General features: G+C 71.9%; 16 protein-coding genes. 7 read left to right on the top strand and 9 right to left on the bottom strand.

The window, feature by feature from the left end:
• Positions 1-3 precede the first annotated feature (3 nt).
• Positions 4-1,197, bottom strand: coding sequence for a dipeptidase (locus ACZYRU_RS23990; RefSeq protein ID WP_488959622.1), 1,194 nt, complete (start codon positions 1,195-1,197; stop codon positions 4-6).
• Between the two features lie 59 nt (positions 1,198-1,256).
• Between ACZYRU_RS23990 and ACZYRU_RS23985 the strand changes: the two genes are divergently transcribed.
• Both ACZYRU_RS23985 and ACZYRU_RS23980 read left to right on the top strand, forming a co-directional pair.
• A complete protein-coding gene (locus tag ACZYRU_RS23985) occupies positions 1,257-1,898 on the top strand; it encodes an ATP-binding protein (protein ID WP_488959621.1) in 642 nt (213 codons plus the stop codon).
• A complete protein-coding gene (locus tag ACZYRU_RS23980) occupies positions 1,882-2,400 on the top strand; it encodes a hypothetical protein (protein ID WP_488959620.1) in 519 nt (172 codons plus the stop codon). The genes ACZYRU_RS23985 and ACZYRU_RS23980 overlap by 17 nt, the downstream gene beginning before the upstream one ends.
• Positions 2,401-2,410: 10 nt before the next feature.
• Here the strand turns inward: ACZYRU_RS23980 and ACZYRU_RS23975 are convergent, their stop codons facing one another.
• A complete protein-coding gene (locus tag ACZYRU_RS23975; protein ID WP_488959619.1) occupies positions 2,411-2,860 on the bottom strand; it encodes a hypothetical protein in 450 nt (149 codons plus the stop codon).
• Between the two features lie 286 nt (positions 2,861-3,146).
• On the opposite strand from ACZYRU_RS23975, the gene ACZYRU_RS23970 reads away from it, so the two are divergent.
• From ACZYRU_RS23970 to ACZYRU_RS23960, 3 genes are read left to right on the top strand one after another with little or no spacing between them, the layout of a single operon-like run.
• On the top strand, positions 3,147-3,734 hold the full coding sequence (locus tag ACZYRU_RS23970) for a hypothetical protein (protein WP_488959618.1): 588 nt from the start codon (positions 3,147-3,149) through the stop codon (positions 3,732-3,734).
• Positions 3,731-4,039, top strand: a complete 309-nt coding sequence (locus ACZYRU_RS23965) for a hypothetical protein (protein ID WP_488959617.1) — start codon at positions 3,731-3,733, stop codon at positions 4,037-4,039. Before ACZYRU_RS23970 ends, ACZYRU_RS23965 begins: the two co-directional genes overlap by 4 nt.
• On the top strand, positions 4,039-4,926 hold the full coding sequence (locus tag ACZYRU_RS23960) for a hypothetical protein (RefSeq protein WP_488959616.1): 888 nt from the start codon (positions 4,039-4,041) through the stop codon (positions 4,924-4,926). Before ACZYRU_RS23965 ends, ACZYRU_RS23960 begins: the two co-directional genes overlap by 1 nt.
• 15 nt (positions 4,927-4,941) lie before the next feature.
• Here the strand turns inward: ACZYRU_RS23960 and ACZYRU_RS23955 are convergent, their stop codons facing one another.
• Complete coding sequence (locus ACZYRU_RS23955; RefSeq protein ID WP_488959615.1) at positions 4,942-6,036, bottom strand: adenosine deaminase; 1,095 nt, start codon at positions 6,034-6,036, stop codon at positions 4,942-4,944.
• Between the two features lie 33 nt (positions 6,037-6,069).
• On the opposite strand from ACZYRU_RS23955, the gene ACZYRU_RS23950 reads away from it, so the two are divergent.
• Together ACZYRU_RS23950 and ACZYRU_RS23945 are read left to right on the top strand one after the other, a co-directional pair.
• Positions 6,070-6,522 carry a MaoC family dehydratase gene (locus ACZYRU_RS23950; RefSeq protein WP_488959614.1) on the top strand — a complete coding sequence of 151 codons (453 nt, stop codon included), beginning with the start codon at positions 6,070-6,072 and terminating at the stop codon, positions 6,520-6,522.
• 65 nt (positions 6,523-6,587) lie between these two features.
• Positions 6,588-7,748 (top strand): CaiB/BaiF CoA transferase family protein, encoded by a 1,161-nt coding sequence (locus tag ACZYRU_RS23945; RefSeq protein ID WP_488959613.1) that lies wholly within the window; start codon positions 6,588-6,590, stop codon positions 7,746-7,748.
• A gap of 9 nt (positions 7,749-7,757) precedes the next feature.
• Here ACZYRU_RS23945 and ACZYRU_RS23940 read toward each other — a convergent pair whose 3' ends face one another.
• Genes ACZYRU_RS23940 through ACZYRU_RS23915 form a run of 6 tightly spaced genes read right to left on the bottom strand, consistent with a single transcriptional unit; the run spans position 7,758 to position 12,630 of the window.
• The gene (locus ACZYRU_RS23940; RefSeq protein WP_488959612.1) at positions 7,758-8,996 is read right to left on the bottom strand and encodes a transcriptional regulator; all 1,239 of its coding nucleotides are present in this window, start codon (positions 8,994-8,996) and stop codon (positions 7,758-7,760) included.
• A gap of 32 nt (positions 8,997-9,028) precedes the next feature.
• Positions 9,029-10,147 carry an XdhC family protein gene (locus ACZYRU_RS23935; protein WP_488959611.1) on the bottom strand — a complete coding sequence of 373 codons (1,119 nt, stop codon included), beginning with the start codon at positions 10,145-10,147 and terminating at the stop codon, positions 9,029-9,031.
• A complete protein-coding gene (locus tag ACZYRU_RS23930) occupies positions 10,140-11,261 on the bottom strand; it encodes a vWA domain-containing protein (RefSeq protein ID WP_488959610.1) in 1,122 nt (373 codons plus the stop codon). Before ACZYRU_RS23930 ends, ACZYRU_RS23935 begins: the two co-directional genes overlap by 8 nt.
• A complete protein-coding gene (locus ACZYRU_RS23925; protein WP_488959609.1) occupies positions 11,258-12,136 on the bottom strand; it encodes an AAA family ATPase in 879 nt (292 codons plus the stop codon). The genes ACZYRU_RS23930 and ACZYRU_RS23925 overlap by 4 nt, the downstream gene beginning before the upstream one ends.
• 54 nt (positions 12,137-12,190) lie before the next feature.
• Positions 12,191-12,406 carry a hypothetical protein gene (locus ACZYRU_RS23920; protein ID WP_488959608.1) on the bottom strand — a complete coding sequence of 72 codons (216 nt, stop codon included), beginning with the start codon at positions 12,404-12,406 and terminating at the stop codon, positions 12,191-12,193.
• A 23-nt stretch (positions 12,407-12,429) separates the two neighbouring features.
• Positions 12,430-12,630: a hypothetical protein gene (locus ACZYRU_RS23915; protein WP_488959607.1), complete on the bottom strand. Its 201-nt coding sequence runs from the start codon at positions 12,628-12,630 to the stop codon at positions 12,430-12,432.

Below are 12,630 nucleotides of genomic sequence, written 5' to 3'. Positions count from 1 at the left end.
CTGCTAGGGCAACGTCGCCCGCATCACCCGCAGCGTGTTCCCACCCATGATCGCCGCGATCTCGGTCGGGGTGTAGCCACGGTTGACCAGCTCCTGGGTGATCGCGGCCAGGTGGGTGGTGTCCCAGCCGACGGTGGTGGCGCCGTCGTAGTCGCTGCCGAGGGCGGCGGTCCGGATGCCGGCGACCTCGACGACGTGGTCGATGGCGTCGACGACGGCCTTCGTGGTGAGCGAGCAGACGGCGGCGTCCCAGTAGCCCACGCCGACGACGCCTCCGGTGGCGGCGACACCGCGGATCTCGTCGTCGGTGAGGTTGCGGTTGACGTCGCAGGTGGCCTGGACGCCGCCGTGGCTGAGGACGACGGGCTTGGTCGCCATCGCCAGCATCTCGGCCACGGAGTCGTGGCTGGCGTGCGCGATGTCGACCATGATCCCGCGGCGCTCCATCTCCCGGAACACGCGACGTCCCAGGTCGGTCAGCCCGCCCTTCTTATCACCGTGCATGGAGCCGGCGACCTCGTTGTCGAAGAAGTGGGTGAAGCCGGCCATCCGCATGCCCGCGTCGTAGAGCTTGTCGAGGTTGTCGAAGTCGCCCTCGAGGTTCTGCAGGCCCTCGACCGAGAACAGCGCGCCGGTGACCTGCTTGCCCTCCTCGCGGTCGGCGATCAGCCGGTCCAGGTCGCGGCGCGAGCGGATCAGCCGGAGCGCGCCCTCGGACTTCCGGGCGGCCTTCTCCAGCTTCTCGGCGTGGTAGAGCGAGCGCTGCAGGAGCGAGGTCCAGGTCCGCGGCGGCTGCAGCTGCGCAAAGGTGAGTAGCGTGATGTTGTCGCTGTCGGCGGAGTTGCTGTCGTAGTTCTGGCCCTTCGGCGACTTCGACACCGACGAGAACACCTGCAGCGCGACGTTGCCGTCCTCGAGCCGGGGCAGGTCCAGGTGCCCGCGGTCGGAGCGGTCCAGGATGTCGCGGTCCCACATCAGCGTGTCCGAGTGCATGTCGACGACCTCGAGCGAGTCGTGCAGCTTCTGCGTCTCGGGGCTGATCTCCGGCAGCTCGGCGGGCTCGACCTTGTTCATCCCGTTCTCGACGATGCCCGGCGCGAACGTGAAGAACCCGATCGCGGCCAGCACCGCCAGGGCCAGCAGTGTCAGCAACGTCCTCTTGATCCAGCGGCGCGGCCGCCGTCCTCCCTCTCCCATGGGGGTGAACCTACCGACCGACTCGCTCCCCCACCGTCGGTACGGCAGACTCGACCCCCATGACCGCCCGTGCCCGCGTGATCGTGCTCGCCGGCCCCTCGGGGTCCGGGAAGTCCCGGCTGGCCGGGCGGCTCGCGAAGGCGTACGGCTGGCCGACGCTGCGCCTCGACGACTTCTACCGCGACGGCGACGAGCCGTGCCTGCCGCTGATCACCGAGGGTGCGAACGCCGGGCTGGTGGACTGGGACCACCCGGGCAGCTGGAGCCACGAGGACGCCTTCGCCGCCCTGCAGGAGCTGTGCGCGACGGGCGCGACCGAGGTGCCGGCGTACTCGATCTCGGAGAGCCGCCGCACCGGCTCCCAGCGCCTCGACCTGGCCGGCGCCCGCCGGTTCTGCGCGGAGGGGATCTTCGCGACCGAGATCGTCGAGGAGTGCCGCCGGGCGGGGATCCTCGCGGAGGCGTACTGCATCACCCAGCACCCGGTCCTGACCTTCTGGCGCCGGCTCACCCGCGACCTGCGCGAGCACCGCAAGCCGCCCCTGGTGCTCGTACGACGCGGCCTCGCCCTGGCCCGAGCCCAGCGCCAGATCGTGCGCCGGGCGACGGCCGTGGGTTGCCGGGTCGCGACCGGCGAGCGGGCATTCGCCGAGCTGCGGGACAGCCGCGACCAGGAGGGCGACCATGCGGTGGCCGGCTGACCTGGCGCCCAGCGAGCTGCGCCAGCCCGACACCCGCACCTGCGGCGCGGCCAGCGTCCTCGGCGCCCGCGCGCTGCTGACCTCGTGGCGCCCGGAGGACGCGGAGCACGACATCACCGAGGAGCACCGGCTGCTCACCTCCTCGCGCAGCCCCCGCGACCGGTTCCAGCTGCCGTGGCCGCGCGCGCTCGGCACCCCGCCGTGGGCGGTCGCCAACGCGCTGCGGGCACTGAGCGGTGAGCCGGTCGCGACGGTGTTCGTGCGCCCCCGCCCCGCGATCGGGTACGACGTCCTGCGCGAGCAGCTGCACAGCCGACCCGTCGCGGTCTACATCGGCACCCGCTGCCTGCCCCGCCACGTGGTGCTGGCCGTGCGCGCGACCGCCACCGGGGTCGAGGTGTTCGACCCGGCGAGCGGGCACCTGATCGACGTGCCCGCCGAGAACTGGGCCGGACAGCGGGTCGGCGTCGCCGGCTGGAACCACTTCTGGTTCGTGGTCTGACGACGGACGGTCAGCCGAGCCCACCCGCGCCGGCGACGACGGCATAGGTGATCGCCGACGTGTACGCCGACGCCTGGGCCGGGAGCCGGGTGTCGGCCAGGCGGACCTCGACGATCGCGTGCTCGGTGGCCAGGGACGACACCATCGTCGCGTGGACCGGGACGGGCATCTTCACCTCCGCCGAGTCACGCCCGCTGCAGCCGTGCTCGTCGTCGCTGAACTCGACGGGCAGCTGCTCCTCGACGGAGGCGCAGGTCGCGCTCACCAGCGTGGTGAGCGCCGCCTTGCGCTCCTCGCCGTCCTGGCCGCCCGGCACGGCGTAGCTGCTCACGGTGACCTCCAGCTCCGCGGCCCCGCTGCTGCCGACCGTGCACCGGGTGCGGGTGACACCGGGGGTCCCGGTGTCGACCTGTTGGGTCCCGGCACCCAGTCCGAGCTCGGGCGGCAACCCCCCGGCCACGACCTCGCACAACCGTGTTGCCGGTTGCGCCGATCGCCCTTCCTCCGCGCCGCCAGACGTCGACGGCTCGTCCCGTCCGTGGTCCCGAGTGAGGAGGACGACCACGGTCGCGGCGACCACGACGCCCAGGATGAGCACGAGCACCAGGGCGCGCGAACGGTCTCTCGCCGGTGACGACATGGTCCCCACACTGCCCCCGTGGACCGTTCGGAAACCCGTGGTTTCTGCAGTGCTCGACGTGGGCAGGCCGTTGGATGGCCACCACCAACCCCGGGAACGGAGTGCCATGCCCCAGCTCGACTTCGACGGTCGTCAGCGGCTGCAGGTTCTGCAGTCGCGGTACGGCGCGGCCCGCTTCCAGGACCTGGACCCGGTGACCGGGCAGGACAGTGAGACCGGCGTCGCGCTCACGATCGACGCCGCCCGGCGGGTCGTCGCGGCCGTCGTACCCGATCCATCCCTGGTGCGGACCCCGGCACAGCTGCGCAGCGGTGTCCGCGCGGCGTTCGTCGACGCCGACCTCGCCCGCGCCGAGGCATCGCGTGCGGCGTCCGGCGAACCGGTGCCGCAGGGCGACCAGATCGAGATCTCCTCGCTCCTCGCCCCGGCCACGACGGAACGCCGCGGCATCGCCCAGCGCACCCGGGCGGCCGTGCTGAGCGGCGTCCCGGCCGGCACCACGGCATCGGTGCTGGCGGGTGTCGGTCACTCCGGCAACGGATACCTCAGCGTCACGATCGGGCCGACCGGCGTCGTCGAGGACGTCCGGGCTGATCCCGACTGGCTCGCCGCAGCACCCGCGCACTACCTCGAAGCAGCACTCACCCAGGCGTTCGACGAGGCCTGCCAGCCTCGGGATGGAGAAGACCGATGACCCTGGAAGCCGACCTCGAGCGGTTCCCGCTCGCCGCGCACGAGTGGGAGGAGCTGTCCGGCAAGCTCCTGTCCGCGCGCACCAAGATCGACGAGGGCCGCAACGACGGGTGGCGCTTCGGGATCCTCGCCGAGACCGTCGGTGACGCCCACGACCTCCTGATCGGCAATGTGTACGACGCACTGGACGCCGGCAGCAAGATCGCCCTGTCGATCGCGTCGGCCCTGCACGCCACCGCTCGTGACTTCGGCATGACCGACGCGGAGCAGGCGAAGTACCTCAACACCACGAAGGACGAGATCTGATGACCGTCTTCACCAAGGACTCGTGGGGTTCCGGTGCCAACCAGATGGACCTGTCCTACGTCGACTTCACCGACGACGTCGAGACCTGGCTCGACAAGATCGAGGACAAGATCCGCGAGGGCGAGACCTGGGTCTGGGAGCAGTGGGACAACAGCATCGTGATGAAGTACGGCAAGTGGGTCAGCCCGCTCGCCTGGCTCGCGATCAAGCACGCGAAGAACGCCCTCGAGGACGCGATCGAGGCGATCTGGGACAAGTTCACCGAGGTCTGCGAAGGCGTCTGGGAGAAGATCAAGGAGCTGTTCGCGACCCCCTGGGGCCTGATGGACCTCTCCGAGCGCTACAGCTCGGCCTCCGGGATCCTGCAGAACCAGGTGACGCTGATCGACCGGATCTCCCGTCACATCGAGAAGGGCTGGGAGGGCGACGCCTTCACCGCCTACGCCGGGATGACGAGCGAGCAGAAGGCCGCGATGGCGGGCCTGCAGGGTGCGCTGTCGACGGCGGCATCGGCGTGCGCCGCCGGTGCCAACCAGATCTGGAAGATCTGGATCGCGGTCATGAACTACATCCTCGACCAGGTCGACACCGTCCTCGGCAAGATCAAGGACGCCACCGACGCCGGCCAGTGGGTCAGCCTGGAGTCCGGCGTCGTGACCGCGCTGGTCGGCGAGCTGCTCACCAACGTCGCCCGGCTCGGCACCGAGATGCTGTCGTTCTGGGCCGACAACGAGACCGTCAACTACGCCGTCTGGAACGGCCTGAACGACGGGATCCCCGGCATGACCGTCAACGGCAGCGGCGACAGCCGCGAGCTGGTGTGGCCCCCGTTGAGCCCCGCCGACGTCAAGGACGTCCAGGACAAGGACGCCTGGGAGCACAACTGACGGTCAGCCTCGAGCTCAGTGACCGGCCTGCTCGGCGTACCAGGGCTTGATGGTCTCGGTGATCAGGCGGTACCGCTCGTCGTACGGGATGAAGGCGGACTTCATCGCGTTGACCGTCAGCCACTCCATCTCGGCCCAGCCGTAGCCGAAGGTCTCGGCGAGCAGACCGAACTCGCGGCTGAGGGTGGTGCGGCTCATCAGCCGGTTGTCGGTGTTGACCGTGACCCGGAACCGGAGCGATGCGAGCAGCTTGATCGGGTGCTCCTCGAGCGACGGCGCGGCTCCTGTCTGGACATTCGACGAGGGACACATCTCGAGCGGGATCCGCTTGTCCCTGACGTACGACGCCAGCCGGCCCAGTTGCGCGACGCCGGCGTCGTCCACCTTGATGTCGTCGACGATCCGTACGCCGTGGCCGAGGCGGTCGGCGCCGCACCACTGCACGGCCTCCCAGATCGACGGCAGGCCGAAGCCCTCGCCGGCGTGGATGGTGAAGTGGGAGTTCTCGCGCTGGAGGTACTCGAACGCGTCGATGAACCGGGTGGGCGGGTAGCCCGCCTCGGGGCCGGCGATGTCGAAGCCGACGACACCGCGGTCGCGCCAGGCGATGGCGAGCTCGGCGATCTCCATCGCGCGGGCGGCCTGGCGCATGGCGGTCAGCAGGTGCCGCACGATGATCCGGCCACCGGACGCGGCCACCGCGGTCATGCCCTCGTCGAAGCCCCGCTGCACGGCGGCGACGACCTCCTCGAGGTCGAGGCCGGACTCGACGTGGAGCTCGGGGGCGTAGCGGATCTCGGCGTACACGACACCGTCGGCGGCCAGGTCCTCGACGCACTCCCGCGCGACCCGGGTCAGCGCCTCGGCGGTCTGCATCACCCCGACGGTGTGGGCGAAGGTCTCGAGGTAGCGCTCGAGCGAACCCGAGTCGGCCGCCTCCGCGAACCACCGCGCGAGCGCGTCGGTGTCGGTCTCCGGGAGGGCGTGGCCCACCCCGGCGGCGAGCTCGATGATCGTCGCCGGCCGCAGTCCCCCGTCGAGGTGGTCGTGGAGCAGCACCTTGGGTGCCGCCCGCAGCAGGTCCGCCGGAAGGCCGCGTGTAGGTTCCATGACCGAATACTAGAGAGCATCAGGAGCGGACACATGCGGGTCTTCACTACCTTCGACGAGCTGATCGCCGCCAACGGCGAGGTCCTCGGCACCGGTGACTGGGTCGAGATCTCCCAGGAGCGGGTCAACCAGTTCGCCGAGGCGACCGGTGACCACCAGTGGATCCACGTCGACGTGGAGCGCGCGAAGGAGGGCCCGTTCGGCGGCACCATCGCCCACGGCTACCTGACCGTCTCGCTCATCCCGTGGCTCGGCGACTCGATCTTCGCGCTGGAGACCCCGGGCGCCAAGCTGAACTACGGCATCAACAAGGTGCGCTTCCCGAGCCCGGTGCTGGTCGGCAAGCGGATCCGGCTCACGGTCACCCTGGCCGACGTCACCGAGCTCGCCAGCGGCTACCAGATCACCCTCAAGCACGTCATCGACATCGAGGGCGAGGACAAGCCGGCCGCGGTCGCCGAGACCGTGGTGCTGCTCCTGCCCTGATCGGCGCGGAGCTGTTGGCAACACCTGCCATGCACCACGCTTGCCGTCGTCACTAGGGTCGACCCATGTCCGCGCCTCTCGACGACGTCCTGGTCCTCGACCTCACTCGTGCCCTCGCCGGCCCCCATGCGGCGATGATGCTCGGCGACCTCGGCGCCCGCGTGATCAAGGTCGAGAGCCCCGGTGGCGACGACACCCGCACCTGGGGCCCGCCGTTCGTCGACCCCACGGAGGGCGAGCGCGAGTCGACGTACTTCCTCTCGGCGAACCGCAACAAGGAGTCGATCACCCTCGACCTCAAGGACCCGGCCGACCAGGACGTGCTGGCCCGGCTGGTCGAGCGCGCCGACGTGCTGATGGAGAACTTCCGGGTCGGTGTGCTCGACCGCCTCGGCTTCCCGATCTCCCGCCTCCACGAGCTCAACCCGCGCCTCGTCGTCCTGCAGATCACCGGCTTCGGCCACGACGGCCCCGAGGCGACGCGCTCCGGCTTCGACCAGATCGCGCAGGGCGAGGGCGGCCTGATGTCGCTGACCGGCCTCACCGAGCCGACCAAGGTCGGCGTGCCGATCGCCGACCTGCTGGCCGGCATGAACGGTGCGTACGGCGTCGTCTCTGCCCTCTACGAGCGCGAGCGCACCGGCCGCGGCCGCGTCGTGCACACCTCTCTGCTCGCCGGCATGGTCGGCGTGCACGCCTTCCAGGGCACCAAGTGGACCGTCGCCAAGGAGGTCCCCGGCCTGGCCGGCGGCCACCACCCGTCGATCGCCCCGTACGGCATGTTCGCGACCGCGACCGCCCCCGTGCAGATCGCCTGCGGGTCGGAGAAGCTGTGGCAGGCGCTGTGCGCCGAGCTCGGCATCGACCCCGAGCGCGAGGGCATGGCGACCAACCCCGAGCGGGTCCAGAACCGCGACGCGGTGATCGCCCTGATCGAGGAGCTGCTCGCCCCGCTCGCCGCCGAGGACGTGCTCGCGCGCCTCGACAAGGCAGGCGTCCCGGCCGGCAAGGTGCGCTCCCTCGACGACGTCTACGCGTGGGACCAGACCCGCTCCCAGGGCCTGCTCATCGACGTCGAGCACTCCACGCTCGGCGACATCCAGCTGCCCGGACCGACCCTGCGCTTCGACGACAACGCGTACGCCGGCGGCCGCGAGCAGCACGTCGCGCCGCCCACGCTCGGGCAGCACAACGAGTCGATCAGGGAGTGGCTGGGCCTGTCCTGACGCCTGGCCTCAGGCGTCGGCGACCGCCAGCCGCGCCTTGAGCAGCGGGATCGCGGGGTGCCGGAGCCGGCCCTCACGACCGAGGTCGGCGAGACAGGCCTCCAGCACCGCGGTGTCGTACGGCGCCAGCTCGCTGTAGTGCAGCACCGCATCGGGCTGCGGGTCGGCGAGCAGCGCCTCGCGGACCGCGACGGCGACGTACTCCCCCATCTGGACCAGGGCCGGACTCTCGGTGCCGGGCAGCAGGTCGCCGCCGTAGGCCTCGACGGCGGCGGCGACGTGGCCGCGTCGCAGCAGCGCCAGCACGTGGTCGACGTCGGTCGCGATCGGCATCAGCAGCCGGTAGGGGCGTGAGGCGAGCTGGCCGGCCAGCGCGGCGCGCAGGTGGGACACCTCGGCCTTGAGCGTGGAGAAGGTGACCGCGTGGTCGCCGTACAGCATCGCGTGCAGCTGGTCGAGCGAGAGCCCGTCGGGGTGCAGCGCGAGGAGCGAGAGGATCTCGGTCTGGCGGCGGTTCAGCAGCAGCCGCTGCCCGTCGACCCGGGCCTCGGCGGTGCCGAGCAGGCTGAGCACCAGGCCCGGCTCACTGATCTCCTCGGGCGGCGCGGCCTCCTCGTAGAGGTGGGTGCGTGGCAGCGCCTGCTCGACCAGCCGGGCGAGCACGCGGGCGGTGGCCAGGCCGATCGGGTGGGTGCGCTCCCAGGTGGTGGAGATGTCGAGGACGCCGAGCTTGGCGCCACTCACCGGGTCGTGCAGCGGCGCGGCCCAGCACACCCAGTTGTGCACGATCGGGGCGTAGTGCTCGGCGCTGAACACCATCGCGGGCCGGTCCAGCCGGTTGGCGAGGTCGAGCGCGTTGGTGCCGACCGAGCGGTCGTCCCAGCGCCCGCCCGGCACGAAGTTCACGGTCTCGGCCTTGCGGCGCATCACGCGGCCGCCGTACGTCCACAGCACCCGGGTGTCGGGGTCGGTGACCGCGAGGACGAGGTCGCCGTCCTCGGCCGTGCGGCGCAGCTCGTCCTCGACCCGCTCGACCGCGATCTGCAGCGGCGAGCCCTTCCAGAACGAACGGGTCTCCGACTCGTCGGCCAGCGGTGCCTGGACCACGTCGCGGGCGACGGAGGCCCCCGAGCGGGTCCAGCTGTCGAGGATCTCGGGACGCACCTGGGTCAGGGCGCCGTCGCCCTCCTCGACCCACGTGGTCCAGGCGGCGAGCGCGCGCCGCCGACGCTGGTCGAGCTCGTCCATGCCTTGCAGACTACTCCCGCTTGTGACGCCGATCACGTGTGGATGCGGCCGCTCAGCGACCCCAGCGGCTCCCCCGAACCACCCCAGCGCCCGGCGACGATCTCGGCGGCGATGCTGATCGCGGTCTCCTCGGGTGTGCGGGCGCCGAGGTCGAGGCCGATCGGGCTGCGCAGCCTCGCCAGCTCGTCGGTGGTGAGGCCGGCCTCGCGGAGCCGGTCCATCCGGTCGTCGTGGGTACGACGCGAGCCCATCGCGCCGACGTACCCGACCTCGGGCAGCCGCAGCGCGACCTCCAGGAGCGGTACGTCGAACTTCGGGTCGTGGGTGAGCACGGCGATGACGGTGCGGGCGTCGACCCGGCCGGCCTCCTGCTCGGCGGCGAGGTAGCGGTGCGGCCACTCGACGACCACCTCGTCGGCGCCGGGGAACCGGCTGGTCGTGGCGAACACGGGCCGCGCGTCGCAGACCGTGACGTGGTAGCCGAGGAAGTTGCCGACCCGCGCCACGGCGGCGGCGAAGTCGATCGCGCCGAAGACCAGCATCCGCGGCGCCGGGGCGAACGCCCACACGAAGACCCGCATCCCCTCGCCGCGGCGCTCGCCGTCGGGACCGTAGGTGAGGGTGCCGTTGTGGCCGGAGGCGAGCAGGCCCAGCGCGTCGTCGCGGACGGCGTCGTCGATGCGTCGGCTTCCCAGGGAGCCCGTCGGCGGATCGTCGGGACGGATGACCGCCCGCCGGCCGACGTACGCCGGGTCGGGGTGGTCGACGACGGTCGCGACCGCGACCGGACGGCCCGCCTCGATGTCGGCCGCGATGGCCGCGAGCTCGGGGAAGGTCTCCCGGTTCACCTTCTCGACGTAGACGTCGAGGATGCCGCCGCAGGTCAGGCCGACCGCGAACGCGTCGTCGTCGGAGACGCCGTAGCGCTGCAGGGTCGGGGTGCCGGAGGTGGTCACGGTCTGGGCCAGGTCGTAGACCGCGCCCTCGACGCAGCCGCCCGACACCGAGCCGACCGCGGACGCGTCGGGGCCGACCAGCATCGAGGCGCCCGGGGGTCGGGGGGCGGAGCGGAAGGTGGCCACGACGGTGCCCATCCCGACGCTCTCCCCCGCCTCCCACCAGGCGAGCAGCTGGGACAGGACCTCACGCACGACGTACCTCCTCGAGCAGGTCGACGAACGTCGCCAGCGAGTGGCCGGCGAGGAAGGCGTCGACGTGGGGCAGGACGGCGACGATCCCCTGCTGCACGGGGGCGTAGCCGTCCTTGCCACGGTGCGGGTTGACCCAGACGACCTTGTGGGCGAGCCGGTGCAGCCGGTCGACCTGCTCGGCCAGCAGCGCGGTGTCCCCGCGCTCCCAGCCGTCGCTGAAGATCACGACCACCGCGCCGCGGGCCATCCCGCGGCGGCCGTGCCGGTCGACGAACGCCTTGAGCGTCTCGCCGAGCCGGGTGCCGCCCGACCAGTCCGGGACGACGTCGCCCGCGGCCGCGATCGCCCGGTCGGGGTCGCGCCGCTTGAGCGCGCGGGTCAGGTGGGTGAGCCGGGTACCGAGGCTGAAGACCTCGACGCCGGGGCCGGCGTTGACGACCCGGTGGGCGAGGCGGAGCAGCGCGTCGGCGTACCCGCTCATCGAGCCGGACACGTCGACCAGCAGCACCACACGGCGCGGCCGGGTCGCGCGTCGGCGGCGGTGGATCTCGGCCGGCTCGCCCATCCGGCGCAGGCTGGCACGCAGGGTGCGGGAGGCGTCGACGTCCCCGCGGCGGTGCGGCGTACGACGCGCGGTCGGGCGGGTGGGCAGGGTGACGCGGAGGGTGCCGAACATGGCCGCGAGCTTCATGCGGTCGGCCGGGTCCATGGTCGCGACGTCGCGGTGGCGCAGCACCTCGATCGCGCTGGCCGCGGCCTTGATCGGGTCCTCGTCCTCGTCCGGACCGCCGCCCGGCTCGCCCTGCTGGTCGGGGAGGAGGGACGCCGTCGGCTGCTGTCGTTCGGTGCGGGGGCGCAGGGTGGGCGTGGTGTTGTCGCGGTCGAACCACTCGTCGAAGACCCGGTCGTGGCGCTCGAGGTCCTCCGGGGTCGCGCACAGCGTCGCGCGCCCGGCCGCGCGGGTCGCCGTACGGTCGCCGAGGCCGACCAGGGCGACGGCGTCGAGGTAGGCGCGGGTGCGGTCCTGGGTGACGGGTACGCCGGCCGCCCGGAGCGCGGTCGCGAAGCCGAGGAGGATCTCGTCGGGTTGGTGGACCAGGGTCGCGGTGGTCATCGCGCGAGCATCCGGTCGAGCGCGGCGCGCACCCGCTCGGCGTCGTCGCGGTACTTCACCAGCGCGCCGAGGGTCCGCGCCGCCGTCTCGACGTCGAGGTCGGTGGTGCCGAGGTGCTGCAGGGCCCGCGCCCAGTCGAGGGTCTCGGCGACGCCCGGCGGCTTGAGCAGGTCGGTCCCGGCCCGCAGCTGCTGCACGACCTCGACCACCTGACGGGCCAGCGTCGCGCTGACCTCGGGCGCGCGGCTCCGCACGATGGCGACCTCGCGCTCGAGGCCCGGGTGGTCGATCCAGTGGTAGAGGCAGCGCCGCTTGAGCGCGTCGTGCAGCTCGCGGGTGCGGTTGGACGTGAGCACGACCGTCGGCGGCGTCGCGGCCTGCACGGTGCCGAGCTCGGGGATGGTCACCTGGAAGGTGGAGAGCACCTCGAGCAGGAACGCCTCGAACTCGTCGTCGGCGCGGTCCACCTCGTCGATCAGCAGCACCGCGGGGCTCTGCTGCAGCGCGGCCAGCACCGGTCGCGCGAGGAGGAAGCGCTCGTCGTACAGGCTCTTCTCGGCCTCCTCGACGTCGCCCTTGGTGCTTCCCGACAAGGCCTCCAGGGCCCGCAGGTGCAGGATCTGGCGCGGGAAGTCCCAGTCGTACAGCGCCTGGGTCGCGTCGATCCCCTCGTAGCACTGCAGCCGGATCAGCGGCCGGTCCAGGCTCTCCGCGATCGCCTCCGCGAGCGCCGTCTTGCCGGTACCCGGCTCGCCCTCGAGCAGCAGCGGGCGCGACATCTCCAGCGACAGGAAGAGGACGGTCGCCAGCTCGTCGTCGGCGAGGTAGCCCGTCTCCTCCAGCCGGCGGGCGAGATCGGCGACGCGGGTGTCCATGCCACCAAGGCTAGGACCCCGCCGTTGGCGGGAGGTTGGCAACTGTTGCCGAAGTCAGCGGGGCGTGTAGAGCCAGCGCAGGATGGCGCGGCTGGTCAGGTAGCCGAGTGCCGCGCCGGCGACGCCGAACACGACGACGATCCACGTGGGCGCGCCGAGACGTTGCGGCACGAACGTCAGCACCGCGACTCCCAGGGGGTACCCGGCGATCGCGATCAGGCCTGCCAGCCACGGCGGCACGTTCCGCACGTCGGTGCTCGGCCCATCCATCGCGCCATCATCGCCGATGGGCGTCAGCGGCGCTGCAGGATCACCCGAGAGCCGACGTACCCGCACAGGACGCCCACGACGCGCGCAAAGGTCTCGGCCGGCTCCGATGCGTCGAGGGCGATCGCCACCAAAGTACCGATGGCGCCTCCGAGCACGACGCAGCCCATGACGACCACCAGCCGCATCCTGGCCGACACTTCCCGTCCCTGGGTACCCGAGCTCAT

Source organism: Nocardioides sp. F233 (assembly GCF_057813895.1).
The sequence above is the reverse complement of the archived record's forward strand: the minus strand, read 5'-3'. Positions and strand labels throughout refer to the sequence as shown.

Coding starts and splice junctions, on each gene's coding strand:
- ACZYRU_RS23945 (WP_488959613.1), top strand. CDS start 6,588: ATGTCCGCGCCTCTCGACGACGTCCTGGTCCTCGACCTCACTCGTGCC.
- ACZYRU_RS23960 (WP_488959616.1), top strand. CDS start 4,039: ATGACCGTCTTCACCAAGGACTCGTGGGGTTCCGGTGCCAACCAGATG.
- ACZYRU_RS23980 (WP_488959620.1), top strand. CDS start 1,882: ATGCGGTGGCCGGCTGACCTGGCGCCCAGCGAGCTGCGCCAGCCCGAC.
- ACZYRU_RS23920 (WP_488959608.1), bottom strand. CDS start 12,406: ATGGATGGGCCGAGCACCGACGTGCGGAACGTGCCGCCGTGGCTGGCA.
- ACZYRU_RS23965 (WP_488959617.1), top strand. CDS start 3,731: ATGACCCTGGAAGCCGACCTCGAGCGGTTCCCGCTCGCCGCGCACGAG.
- ACZYRU_RS23990 (WP_488959622.1), bottom strand. CDS start 1,197: ATGGGAGAGGGAGGACGGCGGCCGCGCCGCTGGATCAAGAGGACGTTG.
- ACZYRU_RS23925 (WP_488959609.1), bottom strand. CDS start 12,136: ATGGACACCCGCGTCGCCGATCTCGCCCGCCGGCTGGAGGAGACGGGC.
- ACZYRU_RS23940 (WP_488959612.1), bottom strand. CDS start 8,996: ATGGACGAGCTCGACCAGCGTCGGCGGCGCGCGCTCGCCGCCTGGACC.
- ACZYRU_RS23915 (WP_488959607.1), bottom strand. CDS start 12,630: ATGAGCTCGGGTACCCAGGGACGGGAAGTGTCGGCCAGGATGCGGCTG.
- ACZYRU_RS23950 (WP_488959614.1), top strand. CDS start 6,070: ATGCGGGTCTTCACTACCTTCGACGAGCTGATCGCCGCCAACGGCGAG.
- ACZYRU_RS23985 (WP_488959621.1), top strand. CDS start 1,257: ATGACCGCCCGTGCCCGCGTGATCGTGCTCGCCGGCCCCTCGGGGTCC.
- ACZYRU_RS23955 (WP_488959615.1), bottom strand. CDS start 6,036: ATGGAACCTACACGCGGCCTTCCGGCGGACCTGCTGCGGGCGGCACCC.
- ACZYRU_RS23970 (WP_488959618.1), top strand. CDS start 3,147: ATGCCCCAGCTCGACTTCGACGGTCGTCAGCGGCTGCAGGTTCTGCAG.
- ACZYRU_RS23930 (WP_488959610.1), bottom strand. CDS start 11,261: ATGACCACCGCGACCCTGGTCCACCAACCCGACGAGATCCTCCTCGGC.